The sequence below is a fragment of the Metasolibacillus meyeri genome (assembly GCF_003049505.1).
In the GTDB taxonomy this organism is placed as follows: Bacteria; Bacillota; Bacilli; order Bacillales_A; family Planococcaceae; genus Metasolibacillus; species Metasolibacillus meyeri.
Genome location: NZ_PYWN01000006.1, coordinates 83143 through 102268, shown reverse-complemented (window position 1 = coordinate 102268; position 19126 = coordinate 83143). Strand labels below are relative to the sequence as shown.

At 35.3% G+C, this 19126-nt stretch carries 15 protein-coding genes and 1 pseudogene; 11 read left to right on the top strand and 5 right to left on the bottom strand.

Translation table 11 applies throughout. From position 1 onward, the window contains the following. The 5 genes and pseudogenes from C9J34_RS01225 to C9J34_RS01205 form a co-directional block, all read left to right on the top strand. Nucleotides 1–702, top strand: a pseudogene (locus C9J34_RS01225) (BREX-1 system adenine-specific DNA-methyltransferase PglX); the annotation flags it as partial. A gap of 189 nt (nucleotides 703–891) precedes the next feature. Continuing rightward, nucleotides 892–3396, top strand: a complete 2505-nt coding sequence (gene pglZ, locus C9J34_RS01220; RefSeq protein ID WP_107838029.1) for a BREX-1 system phosphatase PglZ type A — start codon at nucleotides 892–894, stop codon at nucleotides 3394–3396. Between the two features lie 171 nt (nucleotides 3397–3567). Next, on the top strand, nucleotides 3568–6741 hold the full coding sequence (locus C9J34_RS01215) for a helicase-related protein (protein WP_107838028.1): 3174 nt from the start codon (nucleotides 3568–3570) through the stop codon (nucleotides 6739–6741). A 5-nt stretch (nucleotides 6742–6746) separates the two neighbouring features. Beyond that, nucleotides 6747–6962, top strand: coding sequence for a YdbC family protein (locus C9J34_RS01210; RefSeq protein ID WP_107838027.1), 216 nt, complete (start codon nucleotides 6747–6749; stop codon nucleotides 6960–6962). A gap of 622 nt (nucleotides 6963–7584) precedes the next feature. Continuing rightward, the gene (locus C9J34_RS01205) at nucleotides 7585–8973 is read left to right on the top strand and encodes a tyrosine-type recombinase/integrase (RefSeq protein ID WP_107838026.1); all 1389 of its coding nucleotides are present in this window, start codon (nucleotides 7585–7587) and stop codon (nucleotides 8971–8973) included. Nucleotides 8974–9039: 66 nt separating this feature from the next. Here the strand turns inward: C9J34_RS01205 and C9J34_RS01200 are convergent, their stop codons facing one another. The 5 genes from C9J34_RS01200 to rpmG all read right to left on the bottom strand — a co-directional run bounded on the left by C9J34_RS01200 (nucleotide 9040) and on the right by rpmG (nucleotide 13338). After that, nucleotides 9040–9948 carry a tyrosine-type recombinase/integrase gene (locus C9J34_RS01200; RefSeq protein WP_107838025.1) on the bottom strand — a complete coding sequence of 303 codons (909 nt, stop codon included), beginning with the start codon at nucleotides 9946–9948 and terminating at the stop codon, nucleotides 9040–9042. A gap of 416 nt (nucleotides 9949–10364) precedes the next feature. Further along, a complete protein-coding gene (locus C9J34_RS01195) occupies nucleotides 10365–11309 on the bottom strand; it encodes a hypothetical protein (RefSeq protein ID WP_107838024.1) in 945 nt (314 codons plus the stop codon). A 379-nt stretch (nucleotides 11310–11688) separates the two neighbouring features. Next, nucleotides 11689–12297 carry a cysteine peptidase family C39 domain-containing protein gene (locus C9J34_RS01190; RefSeq protein ID WP_107838023.1) on the bottom strand — a complete coding sequence of 203 codons (609 nt, stop codon included), beginning with the start codon at nucleotides 12295–12297 and terminating at the stop codon, nucleotides 11689–11691. Between the two features lie 13 nt (nucleotides 12298–12310). Then, nucleotides 12311–12940 carry a histidine phosphatase family protein gene (locus tag C9J34_RS01185; protein WP_107838022.1) on the bottom strand — a complete coding sequence of 210 codons (630 nt, stop codon included), beginning with the start codon at nucleotides 12938–12940 and terminating at the stop codon, nucleotides 12311–12313. A 248-nt stretch (nucleotides 12941–13188) separates the two neighbouring features. Continuing rightward, nucleotides 13189–13338: a 50S ribosomal protein L33 gene (rpmG, locus tag C9J34_RS01180; protein WP_107838021.1), complete on the bottom strand. Its 150-nt coding sequence runs from the start codon at nucleotides 13336–13338 to the stop codon at nucleotides 13189–13191. Nucleotides 13339–13981: 643 nt separating this feature from the next. On the opposite strand from rpmG, the gene C9J34_RS01175 reads away from it, so the two are divergent. The 6 genes from C9J34_RS01175 (at nucleotide 13982) to C9J34_RS21755 (ending at nucleotide 18969) form a co-directional block, all read left to right on the top strand. Continuing rightward, entirely contained in the window at nucleotides 13982–14305 is a 324-nt protein-coding gene (locus C9J34_RS01175; protein ID WP_107838020.1) for a DUF485 domain-containing protein, read from the top strand. 2 nt (nucleotides 14306–14307) lie between these two features. Next, on the top strand, nucleotides 14308–15858 hold the full coding sequence (locus C9J34_RS01170; RefSeq protein WP_107838019.1) for a solute symporter family protein: 1551 nt from the start codon (nucleotides 14308–14310) through the stop codon (nucleotides 15856–15858). 433 nt (nucleotides 15859–16291) lie between these two features. Then, nucleotides 16292–16612: a DUF485 domain-containing protein gene (locus C9J34_RS01165; protein ID WP_107838018.1), complete on the top strand. Its 321-nt coding sequence runs from the start codon at nucleotides 16292–16294 to the stop codon at nucleotides 16610–16612. Nucleotides 16613–16620: 8 nt separating this feature from the next. Continuing rightward, nucleotides 16621–18165 (top strand): solute symporter family protein, encoded by a 1545-nt coding sequence (locus C9J34_RS01160; RefSeq protein WP_107838033.1) that lies wholly within the window; start codon nucleotides 16621–16623, stop codon nucleotides 18163–18165. Between the two features lie 94 nt (nucleotides 18166–18259). Then, the gene (locus C9J34_RS01155; RefSeq protein WP_107838017.1) at nucleotides 18260–18796 is read left to right on the top strand and encodes a ribonuclease FAU-1 family protein; all 537 of its coding nucleotides are present in this window, start codon (nucleotides 18260–18262) and stop codon (nucleotides 18794–18796) included. Next, nucleotides 18796–18969: a hypothetical protein gene (locus tag C9J34_RS21755; protein WP_193768846.1), complete on the top strand. Its 174-nt coding sequence runs from the start codon at nucleotides 18796–18798 to the stop codon at nucleotides 18967–18969. The genes C9J34_RS01155 and C9J34_RS21755 overlap by 1 nt, the downstream gene beginning before the upstream one ends. The last annotated feature ends 157 nt before the right edge of the window (nucleotides 18970–19126 follow it).

Genomic DNA, 19126 nt, shown 5'->3' with positions numbered 1-19126 from the left:
TATTTTATAGGTATCCTTACAGGGCGATATAATTTAGAAAATGATTACTTAAATAAAAATGGCGTACAAATGAAAATTAATCCTCTTAATCAAAGAATTAATAAATCAGGCCTAATACGTTTAACCGATAAAATGTATTTCGATGATGATCTTATTTTAAACTTACGTCAATTCCTTGGTAGTGTCTTTTCACCAAACACAGTTGATGAAAATATTCAATGGCTTGCTGAAGCACTTGAAATAAAAAAAGGAGAAGATGCTGAAACTAGATTACGTCGTTATTTCATAAATGAATTTTTTACAGATCATTGTAAAATGTATCAAAAACGCCCTATATATTGGTTGGTAGACTCTGGTAAACAAAAAGGGCTGCGTACACTTATATACATGCATCGTTATCAACCTGACACAATGGCAACAATCCGCTTCGAGCATTTACAGGAAATCCAAGCAAAGTATCAGCAAGAAATTGCTGACTTAGAAAATCGTTTAGTAAATCCGAATTTAAGTGCAACTGAAAAGAAAAAGTTAACTGCGGAGAAAGTAGCATTTGAGAAGAAAATCGACGAGCTTCGAGAGTTTGATAAACGTTTAGCCGCCATTGCAGCAGAGGAAATTGAAATTGATTTAGATGATGGCGTGAAAGTGAATTACGAGAAGTTTTATCGTGGTGGAAAAGGCGTTTTAGCAAAGATTAAATAGTTACTGAGCATGAAACATTCGTTATACTATTTTATAGTGTGACGAATGTTTTATTATCATAAAATAAAAACACCTTAGCTTTTGTTAAAGTAGTGAGGATAGAAGATGCTTACATTGTTATTCTGAATAATATAAACGATTTTTTATAACAGTGTTGCGTTATAAATAATTTTAGAGAGGAGCTTAACGTTGAACGTACTACAATTACTGAAAGAACGCATAGAAGATGAGTTACATAAAAAGAACAAGCCTCGTACGGTTGTTTTTTGGTATGACGAGCAAGGGGAGCATACTGTAGAATCGCTAAAAGAAGAACTAGCAGATCAGCCAGTTCATGTACGAGCTTTGACGCGTAATAATTTCTTCTCATTAAAAATTGAAATTGAAACAGAAAAAAGGGACGATTCGTTTTTACTGTACGCAAATTTTGCGAAGCCTGAAAAGGAGAAAAATTATTTGCTTGATATGGAGCTGTACGGTACAGAATTTAAAGCAGATACAACGGCTTTATTTGCAGAGCAACTACAAGTGAGTGATACATTGCTACGTGACATGATACAAAAGTACCCTGAGTTTTTTAAAAGTGCGGAGCGTAAAGAAAAGCTTAAAAAAGTCTTAAAGTCGCAAGCAAGTGAGCGCGAGTTTGAATATGCAATGTTAGCTGTATTAACTGGGGCGCAAATTGCGGATATGGATAAAATTGCGCAAAATCTATTAATGGCTGGCTTACAAGAGGATACAAACGAGCTTTATAAATCAATTGTAAAACGCTTTAGTAAAGAGCAACTTTTGGTTTTATTAGGACAATATTTCGGTGTCCATATAGAGGAATATACGTTACAGCATTTAATGGAGCATATTTTATATGCCCACTTCCAGCGTTATGCGCAGTTTGAAGATGTCACGTTGCAGAAGAAGTATGAAACGACCCGTGCTAATGCAAGCGCGTTATTTATAGATGATTGGCTACAAACAAAAGACCGTGAAGTGTTAGAGCAGTATATGAATGAAATTGAAGGGAAGTTTTCAATTGTTAAACTATTAAATGACCGTCCAATTGAGCATTATGCTGACATTTCTACGTTTCCTGTTATTGATGTGTTATTAATTGAAAAGCTGGTGACAGAGCTACTGCACCATACGGCTAATTTAGAAGAATGGAAAGAAATTTTACAAAATCGCTTAAACTTGCATTGGGCAAATCGTAACAAACGTATTCATAGTATGTTAACAGTATTAGTACATGCAGTCGATTTAACAATGTATAAAACGTTGTTAAAGCAATATGATACGCGTATTCCGTTATATGTGCAGTATGCAAGTAGCTTATATTTGATAGATCAGGCCTATCGCCGTTTTATAGTAGGTTATAAGCAACTTGAAAATAAAGAAGTATTAGATGAGTTAGCTGAAAAGTTAACAAACTGGTATGAAAATAAGTATCTATCAAAAGTTGCGGAAGAGACCAATTATACGTTAGAACAAGCTGAACTAGGTAAGCTTCCAAAACAGGCTGCTTTCTATAGAGATAATGTTGAGCCAATAATGCAAAAGGAGTCAACACGTGTGTTTGTCATCATTTCAGATGCATTACGTTTTGAAGCGGGTGCCGAGTTACGTGAACGATTAGACGCACGGGCAAATGGTAGTGCTACAATTAGTCCACTCGTTGCCAATATGCCAACCTATACACAGCTCGGAATGGCTTCACTTTTACCTCATAAAACATTAACGATTGACACAAAAGGTACAGTAATAGCAGATGGTGAGCCGACAAATGGTTTAACGAATCGAATTAAGATTCTACAAAAATCTGAACCAGAATCGATCGCTGTTCGCTTTGATGAAATTTCATCTTGGTCACGTGCTACAGCGGATGAGCAGTTAAAGGGTAAACGTTTAGTGTATATATACCACGACGTGATTGATGCTACGGGTGATTCTGTTAAATCAGAGCGTGAAACATATGCAGCAGTAGCACGGGCATTAGATGATTTAGAGAAACTTGTTGACATGCTTTCTAGGTGGCAGGCGAAGCGGATTTTCATTACGGCTGATCATGGCTTCTTATATCAAAATTCGAAAGTTGAAAATGCGGAGAAAATAGCAAGTGTTGACGGTGAGAAATTGGATAGTAACCGTCGATTTATCATTGGTGAAAACCTAGTGATTGGTGATGGGGCAATAGCTGTACCAGAAACCTTTACGACGTTACAAGGTGCAGAGAAGGCTATTGCCAAAGGAGTCAACCGTTTTGTTGGTGGTGGTGGGTTACAATTTATACATGGCGGTGCAACACCACAGGAGGCCATTACACCGTTAATTGATTATCGCCGTACATCACAAGCGACACCAGTAGAAATTAGCGTAGCAATGCCATCACGTGTCATTAAAAACTTCCGTATTGAAGTGCCGATGTACCAGGATCAAAGCATTTCAACAGAATTTATGGCACATACTATTCGATTTGCATTCTACTTAGAAGGAGAACGTATTTCGAATGAAATTGATTATACGTTTGCTATGCAAGGACAAAACCATGAACGTACTGCAAAACTTGTATTTGATTTAACTGAGCAATATTATAAAGCAGGTCAAAAATGTACGCTAAAAATGGCAACAGTTGAGGGTAGTAAAGTAACCCCTTATAGTGAAGCGGAATTTACTATTCATATGTATAATGCACTGTATTAGTAAGGAAGCCCTGAAAATCTAATCTTCAGGGCTTCTTTTAGTTGGATTAGAACACAAACGCTCATTTTATTGATATATGTTATCCTTTGCAATGGAACTATTCATTAACAAATGATTCGGGTTGTTCTATACTTTAACTATAAGAATTTAACGGATGTGAGGAATTTACTTATGCTCAAAGTTGGAGAAATTATAAAAGGCTCATTCTGGCCAGAGATAGTAGAAATTAAGCACTTTGAAGAAATTGATGAAGACCTATATCTAGTAGAATCGATTGGACGTAAAACAAATAAGTATTATGAGCAGTATTTAGATAAAGTGCAACTTAGTCAGCTAGAAAACATTAAAGAAGAAGAAAGTACATTTAATCCCGAGCGGCTACAACATTATCTTCAATACTACATTTTAAAAACCGAAGAGAAGTACTCTCAATCCCGTGCGCGTGGTAATAAAAAGATCATTCCGCTTCCACACCAAATTGAGGCTGTTTACAGTCGAATGCTACAGTCTCCACAAGTTCGCTATTTACTTGCTGATGATCCAGGGGCTGGTAAGACGATAATGTCAGGGATGCTCATTCGTGAATTAATGGCTAGACAAGCGGCAGAGCGAGTTTTGATTTTAGTACCTCCATTAGTGTTAAAACAGTGGCAAGAGGAATTAAAAGATAAATTCGGGGAAGATTTTACGATTGTTAACCGTAGCCTATTAAATAGTTCGAGCGAAGTGAATCCTTTTGAAACACATGACAAGATTATTGCATCACTTTATTGGGCTGCTAGAGAAGAGATTAAAGCTTACATAATGAAGGCTAATTTTGATTTAGTCATTGTCGATGAGGCACATAAAATGGCTGCCTATACGCATGGTGTAAAGAAACGAAAAATTAGTCGAACGAAGATTTATCAGCTTGGAGAAGGGTTACTTCGCCATACGGAGCATTGCTTGTTGTTAACTGCTACACCCCATAAAGGCGATAAAGAAAACTTCCGTCATTTGATGAGCTTAGTCGATCATGATATTTTTTCACGATTAAATACTGGGGAATCTATTTATGAAAAGAGTAATCCGTTTGTGATTCGTCGTTTAAAAGAAACGATGAAAAACTTTGATGGCACTCCATTATTTCCAAAACGCACAACGAAAACAATAGCATTTGACTTAAGCGATAAAGAACAACAGCTCTATGAAGAAGTAACAGCATATGCGCGGGAGCATTTTAATAGAGCGAAGCAAAACAACAAACCAAATGTCGCATTTGCAATGATGATTTTACAGCGTCGTTTAAGTTCGTCCATAGAGGCCATTTATTTATCATTAAAACGGCGAAAAGAAAAATTAGAAGAATTACTAGAATCAGAATTATCAACAGTTAAAACGGTGGAACCTTTTGAATATGATGAACTTTCAATTGATGAACAAGAGGAAGTAGAAGCACTAATTGAAGGGGAAACAGATGTCATTGATATTGAAGAACTTCGCTTGGAAATCTCTGTATTAAGTGATTTAGTTCAAAAGGCAGAAAGATTGGTTTACCAAGATATTGAGATTAAGTATGCTGAACTTGAAAATACGCTTTTTGGTGAAGATGGATTAATTTCTAAAGGCGAGAAAATATTAATTTTTACAGAGTCGAAGGACACGTTGTACTATCTTGAACGGAAACTGTTAAATCACGTACCTGAAGTTACAAAGATCGTTGGTAATTTCTCGATGGATCAACGCCGTGAACAGGTGGAAAAGTTCCGCAATGATGTGCAAATTATGCTGGCAACAGATGCAGGTGGAGAATCTATTAACCTTCAATTCTGTAACCAAATGATAAACTATGACATCCCCTGGAATCCGAATCGTTTAGAGCAGCGTATGGGCCGTATACACCGTATTGGGCAAAAGAATGAAGTATTTATTTTCAATCTAGTTGCGAGCAATACACGAGAAGGTGACGTCCTTATTCGTTTATTAACAAAAATGGATCAAATGCGTGAAGATTTAGGACAAGACCAGGTATATGACTTTATCGGTGAGGTACTCGAAGAAAATAATATCGATTTGGCTAATTTAATGGAACGTGCCATTAGTGGCCGTGAAAATCTCGATGAGCTTGTGGCAACCATGGAGAAAACATTATCTGATGAACATAAACGCTTATTAGAAATTGCGAAACAAGAGCGGTTAGATGATTCTAGTTTTGATTTACCTGGAGCAAGAAGGGCCTATCAAGAAATTTCGATTAATAGTATGCCACCGCGCGTATATGGAGAGTTTGCCGTAAAGCAATTTGAAACGACTCGAATTAAATTGAATTTCTCAAATGATTACAAAACAGTTCGAATTGATCGTTTCCCTAAAAACATCCGTGAATTAATCAAGAGAAAGAAATATGCATTACGAACAGATGAATCGTTAAGATTTTCATTAAGTGAATCCAAACAAACGGAAGATGTATTACTATTGCCTAATGATCACCCTATTAAGAAGCTAGCGATGGAACTAGCAAGTCAGGAGTTGCAGCAGGTTGCCTTACCTGTTTGTCATGTAAAAGCAACTGTCAGTGAGCCATTAATTATTGAATTGAGTCGTATAAGCGTAGTCGATGGAAATAGTCGTGAATTAGAGCAGGAACTGATGTTACTTGCTAAAAGAGAAACGGGGGAATTTATACAAATCGATCCTTATCTTTTATTCCAACAGCCATTAACATATGTAAATAGTGAAGCGAACGAAGATCAGTCATTTAAACGAGAGTCGATTATTCAGGCTAAAAAAGTGCTACAATCCGTTCAAATGAAGCGGGATGACTATCTAAATCGTAAAAGCACTTATTTACGTCGCTCATTCGATGATCAAATGCACGTATTACAGGAACGTCTAACAAACTATTTAGAAGATAACCTAAACAATAAAAATAGTGCTTTAATCAATCAGACATACACGCAAATTGAGGACCTAGAAGAGCGCAGTAAAGAGCGGTTAGAGGATATCGAACGTGAACGTAGTATCCAATTACAATCAATTAAATTGGTTGCACAATTACATGTTCAACCAGTTAGTAATGCTGCACGCATAATACCAACTGATTATATCGACGTTGTAAAGCAATATGAATATGAAAATGGGCGATTAAATATTCGAGAAAAGAAAGCATATGGACTAGTCGATTTCACAAGTGAAGAAGCGGATGGCAACACGCGCTTTATTTTAGTAACTCCATCATTAAAAGCATTAGATGAGCAGATGATAGTAGAGGATTATAAAGAATTAAATGGTTCAGTTTATATTTACGTATTACAAGAAGGAAAAATAATTGAAACACTACAAATGGAACAATTAGTGGGGGTGTAAGAACTTTGGCAGAAATTAAATACGAGGTAATAGAGCATATTGGCTTACTTTCTGAATCAGCTAAAGGCTGGAAGAAAGAATTGAACCTTATAAGTTGGAATGGCAATGCACCTAAGTATGACATTCGCGAATGGGCGCCTAACCGTGAGAAGATGGGAAAAGGTGTTACATTGTCAAAAGAAGAGTTTGAGGCATTAAAGAGTCTCATTAATCGATTATAAATAGTTGATGGCGTATCATGTTTCAGACTGATACGCTTTTGTTTTGAAGTGATTAAGTGTCTAAGTATTCTTGCAAGAACCATTAATTGCTAAAGGTAGGGAGTTATCATGTCGCAAAAGTTACAAGGAATTTTCACTGAAATTAATCCAATATTAGGAACTTACACAAGAAATTGAAAGGCTCATTTTTGTTTCACCGCGAGCAGCAATGCAAACTACACGGATTATGGCGGAAACATTAATTCGCCAAGTAGCACAACTAGAAGATCTCGAGCATAGCGAATTTAATTTTAAGGTTTTTCACATGTAAAGGATCTACCGAAAGAGTTAGTATAGTTAGGCAAATACAGAAATGTCGGAGAGACGGCATTTCTGTATTTATTCAATCAGTTGAAGGTAAAAGGAATGGAGTTTAGGCAAGTTCAAATTTAACTAAATATTCATATAATTTATTTACAAAGAAAATGTTTTATCTAGTTGACATACCAACTCCAATAATTTAATATATTGCTATATAATACAATATCATATAAAAAAGGGAAAACCCCACGTCATAGGTCGTTAGTATACAATTACTAGCGGTTTATTAAACGTGGGGTTTTCTGTTTTAGGAGGAATAACAATGGGAGACAAATTGCACTCAAAAAATACACTGATCGAAGCATACGAATTTTGGGAAGACAATCACTCAATGAAATGGGCTGATTCAACAAAGAAGAGTTATCGTAAGACAGTAGAAAGTGTAGAGGAATATATGATTTCTAACGAGCTAGAACCTATTATTGAAAATATTGATTACGGTTTTATTAAGCAATGGGAGAACTATTTATACGAAATTTTTTCTGAGAAGTCAATTAAGCAAAAAATCGCTACAATGGCAAGTCTGTTTAACTTTTTAAATAAATTAGGCACTGTGAATTCAAATGAATTTGCCATTATTACTATTAATAATAACGATAATCAAGCATCACACTCTCGTGAATTAGATATACAGGAACTGTATGAAGTATTTAAAGCAGCTCAACAATTAGAGGCGGAGGGGACACCGATCCTTTTACCAACTTTAGTAGCAATGTTTACGGGTTTTAGAAGTGTAACATTAACCAAGTTAAAAGTATCAACAGTAAATTTCAACAAATCACAACTAGAATTTAAATTAAAAGAAAATAAGTCAATTAAAACAACAAAACAAAAAAATAATAAACGTCCTAATAATAAGGTAAAAGAGTTGATCGTGCCAATTCCGCCGAAATTGTTAGCATTAATAGAAGAAAATACACAGGACTTAGAAAAAAATGATAGTCTTTTATACGGGTTGCGCGGAAAACCTCTTGCAAACAAGCAAATGAACTATATTACTAAAACACTCTGTACAAAACTTGGCTGGCTGAATGAATATGAAGGGGAAGAAGACGAAGAATCAGAATTAGCGTTTACACCTCATGGATTCCGTTATACATTATCTACTCTATTGTATGAAATGGGCGTATCTGAACAAGCAATTAGGCATGTATTAGGACACTCGCATTTTGAATTAGGCAATTTACGTCTGTATATCAAAACATACAATAAACAAGTTAAAGAAATTAAAGTTGCGCAGATGCTTCTCGAAATGTTACTGTTCACTGCTTATGAAATTGAATCCCAATTTAACCTTAAAATAGATTTAAAAACTATCTTTGATTCAATTGATACACATTATACGAATGCTTTATACAACATCGAATATTTACAATATTTCAAGTCACTTATCTTAAATAGTGCAATTCAAAATTTGAGTGAGACATTGCAGGTTGAACAGCTTAATCCTATGCAAACAAACGCTGTTCAACCACAGAGTATTTATGGTAACCCAATGCAAATGCCATACCAATTTACAGGTCATCCAACTAATCATATGAGCTACCCAAATTACGTACCTGTGTATGGACAAATTCCATATCAACAACCATCTGTACAATTCACAAATCCAGTTACTAATATGCATCCAATTAATTTCTTACAGAAGTGATGTTATCGCTTTTGTGGGAAACGAGTATTCACCGTGTACTATAAACTACACGGTGAATATTTACATTTAATTGAAGATATTAAAAGTCGTAACCGCCTTCTGTTTTTGCTCATAATTCACGTGTGTATAAACTTGTGTAGTAAGCAAGCTAGTATGGCCTAGTAGTTCTTGGATAACACGCAAATCAACGTTCTCACTGTTTTCTTGTAGTAAAAGCGTAGCAAATGTATGTCGTAAATGGTGTAATGAAAACCGTTTTGAATCCATTCCAGCTGCATTTAACGTTTCTTTAAATATTTTGTGCAGTCCACGGGGGTTTAATTGTTTTCCATTTTTATTTAAGAATAAACAATTTGTATCCTGGATTAAATTTTCCGGTAAATGATACTTAAAATCTTGCAACATTGGAATTACAATAGGGTGCAAGGGGACAATGCGTTCTTTTTTACCTTTACCAAAAATACGTACAACAGCATTATCAAGATCTATTTGACCCCAAGTCAGTTCAACAAGCTCTTGGCGTCGCATACCCGTTGTTGCTAACAGTGTAAACATTACCTTATTTCGCATTGCAAAACGACCCTTATAGCTTTCTAAGTATGTTAAAAAATGACGTAATTCCTGTAGTGTCATGTAAATAGGTAATTTCTTATCTAATTTTGGTTTTTCAATACCATTCATAAAATTAGACTCTAATATATTCTCATTAACACAATATTTAGCAAGTGAACGCAACGCTGAAATTTGACGATGTATAGACGCTGCAGACAAATGATCATTTTTCACACGTTCTTGAATAAACCGTCGTACAAGAGCTTTATTAATATCGTTTACATCTAAAGATCGTTTATGGGATTGTAAAAAAGAAACAAAGTTATTCAAATCGTACTCGTAGCCAACAACTGTATTGTATGAGCAATTTTTTTCTACTTCGAGATACAAAAGAAACTCGTCAATCGCATCTTGAATTAACATATAGAACACCTCCGATAATTTACAAAACTAGATAACTCGTTCAAACAGAGATAATTATCGTTCAAAATCACGATAAACGGTTCACAATTAATTATGTGGGAACTTGCCACAATTAGTTCGCAATAACGTTTATTATAGGCACTTCAGGGGGTAAACCCACTTCTACCGCAAAATAAAACTAGTTTACATAATATAAATTATAGGAAGTTATGTATCATTAATAAGTATACTTTTAATATTGAGATGAAGTTGAAATGATGATGTACAAGGACACCAATCTTGTTTCTTCTAGCTGCATCTTTTAAAGTTTCAACTCTGCGTGATTGAGGAAGATTTATTCTTGTTCTTATAAAAAATAGCATAAACCATGGTCTTGGTCTATGCTACTAATATTATATGCTACTAATATTAATTGATTATTGAATAAGGTGCGGAACTGGATAATAATTCGCTACAAATGTATTAGTATAATAATACTTTAAAATTTGAGTATAGGTATATCCTTGATTAGCCAATTGTACTGTTCCCCATTGGCTCAAGATATTCCCTCCATTAGTTCCAGTGCTTACCTGACTTCCAGCGCGATATTGCGCATCGAATGGTCCTTGACTTCTAAGCATTGCATAAGTATGCAACTGATCAACTAAGCTATTTGTAGTCGCATGATTGGAACCTTCTTTATAATGTTGGTAGTTTGCCCACTTGTCAGTAACATGGGCATTATAGTCAGTTGCCGGTTTTCTTGGATTCTCGATATTATACCAAGCATAGGTTCTGAGTGTAAGAGTTTTTAATTGGCTTTTTGATGTATCATATAATTTAATATTAACAGGAATTGGTCTCGGCACTGGTTCAATTGGAATATAATTCAATGTGCTTTTTTCATTTTCCTCATTAGTTTCATCAACGAGACCTTTATAATAAACAGTTTCTATCTTAAGGCCTTCGTTTGTCTTGTTTAAAATAAAAATATGGCGTGTAATTCCATCCGTATAGAATTCAGATTGCTTATGAACATTCATATCTAATAATACATCATACACAAAGTCCCCCTTGGAACTAAATTCGGGGTCGTTTGACAATTTCATGCTTACAAGTTTTATCTCCTGAATTCCATGAATTCCTTCTTTTTTTGATTGGTTTTTACTATCTTTTAAAAAGGATAACAAATCCTCTTTTCCTTCATTATCATAATTGAAGAGCTCCACATATTCATCCCATTTTTTAAAATTTAAATACTCGATATACTGTTGGATTATTGTTTCTGCCTCATTATTGCTAGTGAAAAATACTTTTGACGTAAATATTGTCAAGATGGTTAATAATAAAATAATGCAAAATGATAATATTAATTTCTTCACATATTCACCTTCTCTTTCTATTGTATTTAAAAGCTAGCATACCTAAATCAACATCAATAATACCGAGAAACTATTAAAAGGAATATATTCAACAAAGGGACCTTAAATTCCTTTAGAAAATCATACATCATATAATGGAAAACTTTACTCAAAATAATCAAAGAAAATGGTACAGCTGCATTCCAAAAGAGACGTATGTAAATGAAATGTTGAAAGTGGTTATTTCAATAAATAGCCACCTTCTGTTTACATAGTAGTATTTTAATTCAAAAGAGGATGCTTTAGCGAAATTGAAAAATGATTGAATTTAAAATCAAAGACAATCAAGTTAGATTCCATCAATTTTTAATGCTTTTTACAGATTATAATTCTTCACCATTTATATTGTGTCTGCGGTTATGTAAGTATTGCTATAAAGAAGCATATCAATTCTCTTTACATTCCATAGTTTCTTAAATTCATTAATCGGAACCTTCCGATTATAAGCCTTATGATCATCATCACAATTCGCCAGATGCCCTAATGATTCTGAAAGGTAAATATACTCCTTGTCATAGCCTACGACAGGGACAAAATGCAAATGATTACGGTCTTTCTGTACTTTAATAAAAACAATTACGGGAGTTCCTTTACTAACTTCGTACTTTAATGTATTTATCGTTCCTTTATAATAATTTGTCTTAAAGCCCTTTTTCCTTAACACCGTACGGATCCCTTTTGGATAGACATTGCCTGCCCTCGTTTTACTAGGAAAATGTGTATATAAAGCTTCCCCCTCAGCCTCCATACCAAAATGACGCAACAGATACGCTGTTGAAAATGCTGCACATTCCGTATTATTTTGAAAATCTATTCGATTGCTTTGTTGAATCAGATAGTTAGTTGGATAACCTCTTTTTCGAAAAACAGGTATGGGTAGTGTCATTAAATATGCATTAATGATAGTTGATATAATAATCCATAAAATAACTGTTCTAACTATAAACATACTATTTCCTCCGTTAGTTGAATAAATCAAAATGGGATGTATCATTAAATTTGTTTACAACATTTTGTTGAAAACTATTTTGACTTAGAACTGTAATACCACCTGCTGACGAGGAAAAGTATGCATTAACTATCATTTCTGGCTCAAATTTCAACCACCAAGCAAGTAAGTACCCCAAAGTTCCTCCATGTGTGACAATCAACAGGTTTTTATCTTTATCCGATTCATATAGCTTATCCATGCTATTGCAAACCCGACTATAAAATTGTCGCCAACTCTCACCATCTTGAAATTCCTGATAATCTAAATCAAATCCATTTCTTGTTCGAGGGTTTCTATTTGCTCGTGCCCAATCCTTTGTTTTTCCAGCCGCAACACCAGTATTTATTTCGCGTAGTCCTTTATCTTGAATGACATCTAAACCTAATTGTGTTCCAACTATCTCTGCTGTTTGTGACGCTCTCAATAAGTCAGAAGAATACAAGGAATAAACATTATTATCTACAAATCCTTTTAATTTCTTGCCTATAATTTCTGCTTGTTTTCTACCCAATTCAGTTAAAGGAGTATCTGTCCATCCACCTGACATATTATTTATATGATGCTCTGATTGACAATGTTGTATCAAAATAATGTTGCGCATTTCACTTACCCTCCTATAAGATATTTTTACTGCCTTCTTATGTATCTAAATTAAACAATTCTGCCCCTTTAGAAAATAACAATTCTAGGTAGATTAAAACCATTAAAAGACAGTTCACACAATATTTATTATACCTGAACTGTCTTTTAGATTAAATATACCTTTTTGTCATAAGCTCTATTCTATCAACAATAGAAAGAGTCAAATCTAAATTACTTTTTACATCGCCCAGCTCAATAAGCTGATGTTTATTTTGTCTCACGGTGTAACGTCACTCTTTTTAAGCGTGGTGAATATTTTTTCAACTCTAAACGCTCTGGTGAGTTTCGTTTATTTTTTGTAGTAATATAATTTTTATCTCCTGTTTCTGTACAAGCTAGCGTAACTTGAATGCGCATACTTTAACTCCCTTTCTTAAATCGTAATTATTACGCTTTAAATTTTATTCTCCTTATGAATTTTTGTCAACCTATTTTACATTTTCCCTACTGCCTAGCATTGATATTTAAATAAGAAGATTGCTTTAAAAATAATGCTTCGCACGCAAGATGCCCATTTTCGCACGTTAAACATGGAAATTCGCACACAAGCCAAAAGGCGTGTCACCAAACTTTCTCTTTTTACTGCCCATTCATCAATTATTTAGCAGTCGGCTAATCTAAGGACAAATTGTGTCGGAATTTTATAAAAAATTTTTATAGCAAATTTTTATCATCTTCCTTGTTGTTATATAACAATTTCTGGCTAAGTCCCCTTGCAAAAATTTAGCCTATCGAAATATAATTTTGTACTTTATGTATAAATTATCTGCGCTTATATAAATAATACTGTCATTATTATAGTATTATAGAGGATATATGAGCATTTACTTATTATGGATATGCGCTATGAACCTTGATAATTCTATTGTTATTTCCACTTCTTAGATTTCTGAATATTAGAAAAATAGTATTGCAAACAAAATAATTTTCTCCTAAAATGACATCTAACATGAATTTGCTTTAGGCTGATTCATCGAAATTTACAATTAGGGGGATATTTATGAGCACTAGTTCACTAGAGAAAAATGGTATTAACTTTGAAAAAATTAATCAAATGGAGTCCTTTAATGCGTTTGTGAAAAAGAAAAACAAGCTGTTATTCACCATTACTGCAGCATTTTTAACATTTTATATCTTTTTACCGATCTTAGCATTTACGACTGTTCTACAACAGAACGCACTGGGCTCCATTACTTGGGTATGGCTGTACTCAGCTGCCCTCTTTATTATGACAGTTGTGTTATGCACGGTTTACGGGAAAATCGCTGCTAAATTGGATCGCGAGGTTCAGGCAATTTTAGCTGAATATGAAGGAGGTAACTAATTATGAATTTAGTATCAATAGGCTTTTTCCTTGGGATTGTAGGATTAACATTAATCGTTACATATATTGCAGCGAAGAGAACGTCCTCGGCTAGCGATTTTTATACAGCGGGTGGTGGCTTAACTGGCTGGCAAAATGGCTTTGCGATTGCCGGTGACTATTTATCTGCAGCGGCATTTTTAGGGGTATCTGGTGCGATTGCTTTAACAGGCTTTGATGGCTTCTTCTTCTCTGTCGGCTATGTTGTAGCAAATTTAGTCTTGCTCTATGTCATTGCTGAGCCTATGCGCAATTTAGGACGCTATACGTTGGCGGATATGCTGACGGCTCGCTTTAATGAAAAACGTATACGCGGTGTGGCGGCAACGGGAACAATTATTATCGTTATTTTCTATATGATTGCCCAGCTTGTTGGTGCTGGTGCGTTAATTAAGCTACTGTTTGGGATTGAGTATTGGATTGCTGTGTTGATTGTTGGTGTGATGATGACAACATATGTCTTGTTTGGTGGCATGACAGCAACGAGCTGGGTACAAATTATTAAAGCAGGCTTATTGTTATTCGGGACGGGTCTGCTGGCTGTTTTAGTATTTTATAAATTTGATTTTAATTTAGTGAAAATGTTTGATACGATTGCCGCAGATCATGGAAAAGAATATTTAGTACCAGGCATGAAATATACGTCGACGATTGATTCTGTGTCGATGATGATGGCACTCGTATTAGGAACATCGGGTTTACCACATATTTTAATGCGCTTCTTTACGGTAAAGGATGCGAAAACAGCAAGAACATCTATTTCTTATGCGACTTGGATTACGGCGATTTTCTTCTCGCTGACAATTTTCTTAGGCTTTGGTGCAATGCATTTCGTAGGTTTTGATGCAATTAAGGCATCGAGCGCTGCTGGTAATACAGCTGCTCCATTACTTGCAGAATTTTTGGGCGGCAATATTTTATTATCGTTTATTAGTGCAGTCGCATTTGCTACCATTTTAGCGGTTGTATCAGGTCTTGTATTAACAGGTGCTTCAGCGATTTCGCATGATATTTATGGAGAAATTTTGAAAGATGGCAAGCTTACAGAGAAGCAACAAGTGATGGCTGCTCGCTTAGGCTCTATTTCGATTGCGGTTATTTCGATAATTTTGGCACTGTTTGCGCAAAGCTTAAATGTATCGTTTTTAGTATCATTCGCCTTCTGTCTTGGGGCTTCAGCAAACTTGCCTGTTATTTTGTATACGATTTATTGGAAGAAATTCAACTCAACAGGTGTCGTTGCAGCGATTGTGACAGGTTTAGTTTCTTGTTTAGTGCTGGGTGCACTAGGTCCGAACATTTGGAGTGAAACAGGAGCAGCTATTTTTGTTGGGAAACCATTAGTTAATTTATCAGTGCCAGCCATTATTACCATTCCACTCGGCTTTATTGCTGGTTATTTAGGGACAATTTTGTCTTCAAACAAACAAACTGCAAAACAATCAGAGGCTGTATTCAAAGAAATAAGAGTAAAGGCAAATACAGGAATATCTGTATCAGACGTATCACATTAATTTGTCAAGTCATCTTTTTGATGAAAAGATGACTTGCTATTTTTTAGCTATTAATTTATATTTAAAAACCTATTACAATATATTAATTTTGTGCAAAAAACTTTTAAAAAACATATTTTTAAAAGGTGAAGAAATTAGTCGAAAACACAAAAATTTTCTCTTTCATGAACGTATATTGTTCGTCAACATCTTTTTCAGCACTGATATATCAACATTTCTAAAATAATGTCACGCTCGAAAATACATCTTTTTTATCACTTATTCTCCGTATTTTCTCGTTCAAGTTATTTTTATAAAAATTTTTTTCGCATAATTTTTTTAAAAACTATTGCAATTTTGTGAACGTTAAAATAGAATGAAAATTGTAAATTCTTGATAGAGAAATTTACATACAAAAAGCAGTAATTTTAGACAAAATGGGGGGATAAGATTTATGGGAAATCAACAAAGGCATATTGACTATGACAAAATTGCGCAACTTGACTCTTTCAAACAATTAGTAAAGAAAAAGAACTCATTCTTATGGACATTGACAGCTATTTTCTTAATTGCGTACATGACGTTACCAGTGCTCACTTCTTACACAAAAATCTTACATGCCAAAGCAATTGGCGACATTACATGGGTTTGGATTTATTCCGCAGGCCTTTTTATTATGACTTGGAGCTTAGCACACCTTTATGTATCGAAAGCTGGCAAGTATGATAAAGAAGCGAAGGCCATTATTGAGGAATATGAAAGGGGGCAACGCTGATGGAAAGTATGAGCTTAACGGCGATATTTTTCTTCGTATCCATCGTAGGTTTAACATTAGTTATTACTTGGTGGGCATCAAAACGCACTTCTTCAGCAAGTGATTTCTATACGGCCGGTGGAGGCTTAACAGGCTGGCAAAATGGACTAGCTATTGCTGGTGACTATTTATCAGCAGCATCATTCTTAGGGATTGCAGGTGCGGTTGCTCTATTTGGATTCGATGGCTTCTTCTTCTCTTTAGGTTATTTAGTTGCTTACTTAGTGGTACTTTATATCGTAGCAGAGCCTTTACGTAACTTGGGTCGCTTCACATTAGCAGACATGATTACAGCTCGCTTTGATAAAGCAAAAGTGCGTGGTACAGCTGCATTAAGCACGATTACCATTGTGTTATTTTACATGATTGCACAGCTTGTTGGTGCTGGTGCACTTATTCAATTATTACTTGGTATCGAATATTGGATGGCTGTTCTTTTAGTAGGTATTATGATGACAGTTTATGTACTATTCGGCGGTATGACAGCAACGAGCTGGGTACAAATTATTAAAGCTTGTTTATTAATGTTAGGTACAGTTATTATTTCTTTCTTAGTTTTAGCGAAGTTTGATTTCAGTATCGCTAACATGTTCACACAAATGACAACGGTTACAGAACATGGCGAAGCATATTTAAACCCAGGCTTACGCTATACAGATGGTCTTGATACAATTTCGATGCTGATTGCATTAGTATTAGGTACTGCTGGATTACCGCATATTTTAATGCGCTTCTTCACGGTAAAAGATGCACAAACAGCTCGTTCTTCCGTTATTTGGGCAACTTGGATTGTTGGTTTATTCTATATTTTAACAATTTTCTTAGGCTTCGGTGCAGCGGCATTTGTAGGTAAAGAGAAAATTGTAGAAGCAAATGCAGCAGGAAATATGGCTGCCCCACTTCTTGCGGAAGCACTAGGTGGCGACATTTTATTCTCATTCGTCTGCGCAGTAGCGTTCGCAACAATTTTAGCGGTAGTAGCAGGTTTAGTACTTTCAGGTGCCTCTGCCCTATCACATGATATTTATGGTCAAATTATTAAAAAAGGCAAAGTAACGGAAAAAGAGCAAGTATTAGCCGCTCGTATCGGTTCGATTACTATTTCAGTTATTTCGATTGTTTTAGCATTAGGCGCGCAAACATTGAACGTAGCGTTCTTAGTATCATTAGCGTTCTGTATTGCAGCCTCAGCTAACTTACCAGTAATTATTTACACGATTTATTGGAAACGCTTTAATACGACAGGTGCTGTAACAGCGATGTTAACAGGTTTAATTTCAGCATTAATCCTAGTAGCTGTATCACCAAACGTATGGGGCCCAGAAGGCAAAGCTATTTTTGTAGGTGAGCCATTATTCATGCTATCAAATCCTGCATTAGTCTCTGTTCCACTAGGCTTCATCGGTGGCTGGATTGGTACATTATTATCGAAGGAAAAAGCAGACGAAGCGAAGTACCGCGAAGTAGACGTAAAAGCGAATACGGGTATTTCTGTACAGGATGTTTCTCACTAACAACAAACGAAAGCTATGCGGAAGATTCCGTATGGCTTTTGTTGTTTTTAATTTCTTTCTATTGTAAAATTTTTCTTGAAAGGTGGTGTAATGGATGAAAAGACGCTATTTGCAAAGAAATAATTGGACGCGAGTTGTTCGGAGCGATTATCGAGAATTACAGATTGAGGATGATTTTACGGGCTATATTGCGCTTATTCAGATGCATGAAGTGACAGAGCCACTAATTAAAAAATATGGCGATAAAGAGCTTTGCATAGTGGATAAGCGCTATTCTTGGCTACAGCAACTCCCCTTCCATGAGCATTTCGCTGTGACAACGATGTTTGATCAAGATGGAGAAGTCATTCAGTGGTATATTGATATTACTTATGAGAACGGTGTTGAACATGGTATGCCCTATATGGATGATTTGTTTTTAGATATTGTCGTACTACCAACGGGCGAAGTCATTCAAAAGGATCAAGATGAATTGGCATGGGCGCTTGAAAAGCATATCATTACACAGCAACAATACGAGCTTGCATATCAAACCTTTCATGACGTATTAGCACGTATTGACGAAGACAACTTCCCTTACTTCGCGATGAGTGAAAAGCATCGCAATCAGCTAGTAAAAGAGGTGATATGATGACACAATCACAAGCAAAGAAGAAGCGTTTGGCAAAACAACGCGCAAGTGGTACAGATGTTACAAAACAGCGTGGTACAGCCCCCTTCTCTACACATGAACGTAAAACAAAGACGAAGCAGGAAACGATTGATCAAACGTATAAAAAGTATAAGAAGCATTTTCAAGAATAAAAAGAAGTAGAAAGTGATAATCAATGGCACCTCAATGTCATTGCGCCGAGATTTTTTCGAGCCTGTGAGGGGAACCTTTTTAAAATCTGAGATATCCATTGGTTCAGTGTAAGAAGAATCCATTTTGAAAAAAGATTGATTAAAACGGATTCTTCTT

Coding starts and splice junctions, on each gene's coding strand:
- C9J34_RS01160 (WP_107838033.1), top strand. CDS start 16,621: ATGAGCTTAACGGCGATATTTTTCTTCGTATCCATCGTAGGTTTAACA.
- C9J34_RS01175 (WP_107838020.1), top strand. CDS start 13,982: ATGAGCACTAGTTCACTAGAGAAAAATGGTATTAACTTTGAAAAAATT.
- C9J34_RS01200 (WP_107838025.1), bottom strand. CDS start 9,948: ATGTTAATTCAAGATGCGATTGACGAGTTTCTTTTGTATCTCGAAGTA.
- C9J34_RS21755 (WP_193768846.1), top strand. CDS start 18,796: ATGACACAATCACAAGCAAAGAAGAAGCGTTTGGCAAAACAACGCGCA.
- C9J34_RS01155 (WP_107838017.1), top strand. CDS start 18,260: ATGAAAAGACGCTATTTGCAAAGAAATAATTGGACGCGAGTTGTTCGG.
- C9J34_RS01205 (WP_107838026.1), top strand. CDS start 7,585: ATGGGAGACAAATTGCACTCAAAAAATACACTGATCGAAGCATACGAA.
- C9J34_RS01170 (WP_107838019.1), top strand. CDS start 14,308: ATGAATTTAGTATCAATAGGCTTTTTCCTTGGGATTGTAGGATTAACA.
- C9J34_RS01190 (WP_107838023.1), bottom strand. CDS start 12,297: ATGTTTATAGTTAGAACAGTTATTTTATGGATTATTATATCAACTATC.
- rpmG (WP_107838021.1), bottom strand. CDS start 13,338: ATGCGCATTCAAGTTACGCTAGCTTGTACAGAAACAGGAGATAAAAAT.
- C9J34_RS01215 (WP_107838028.1), top strand. CDS start 3,568: ATGCTCAAAGTTGGAGAAATTATAAAAGGCTCATTCTGGCCAGAGATA.
- C9J34_RS01165 (WP_107838018.1), top strand. CDS start 16,292: ATGGGAAATCAACAAAGGCATATTGACTATGACAAAATTGCGCAACTT.
- C9J34_RS01185 (WP_107838022.1), bottom strand. CDS start 12,940: ATGCGCAACATTATTTTGATACAACATTGTCAATCAGAGCATCATATA.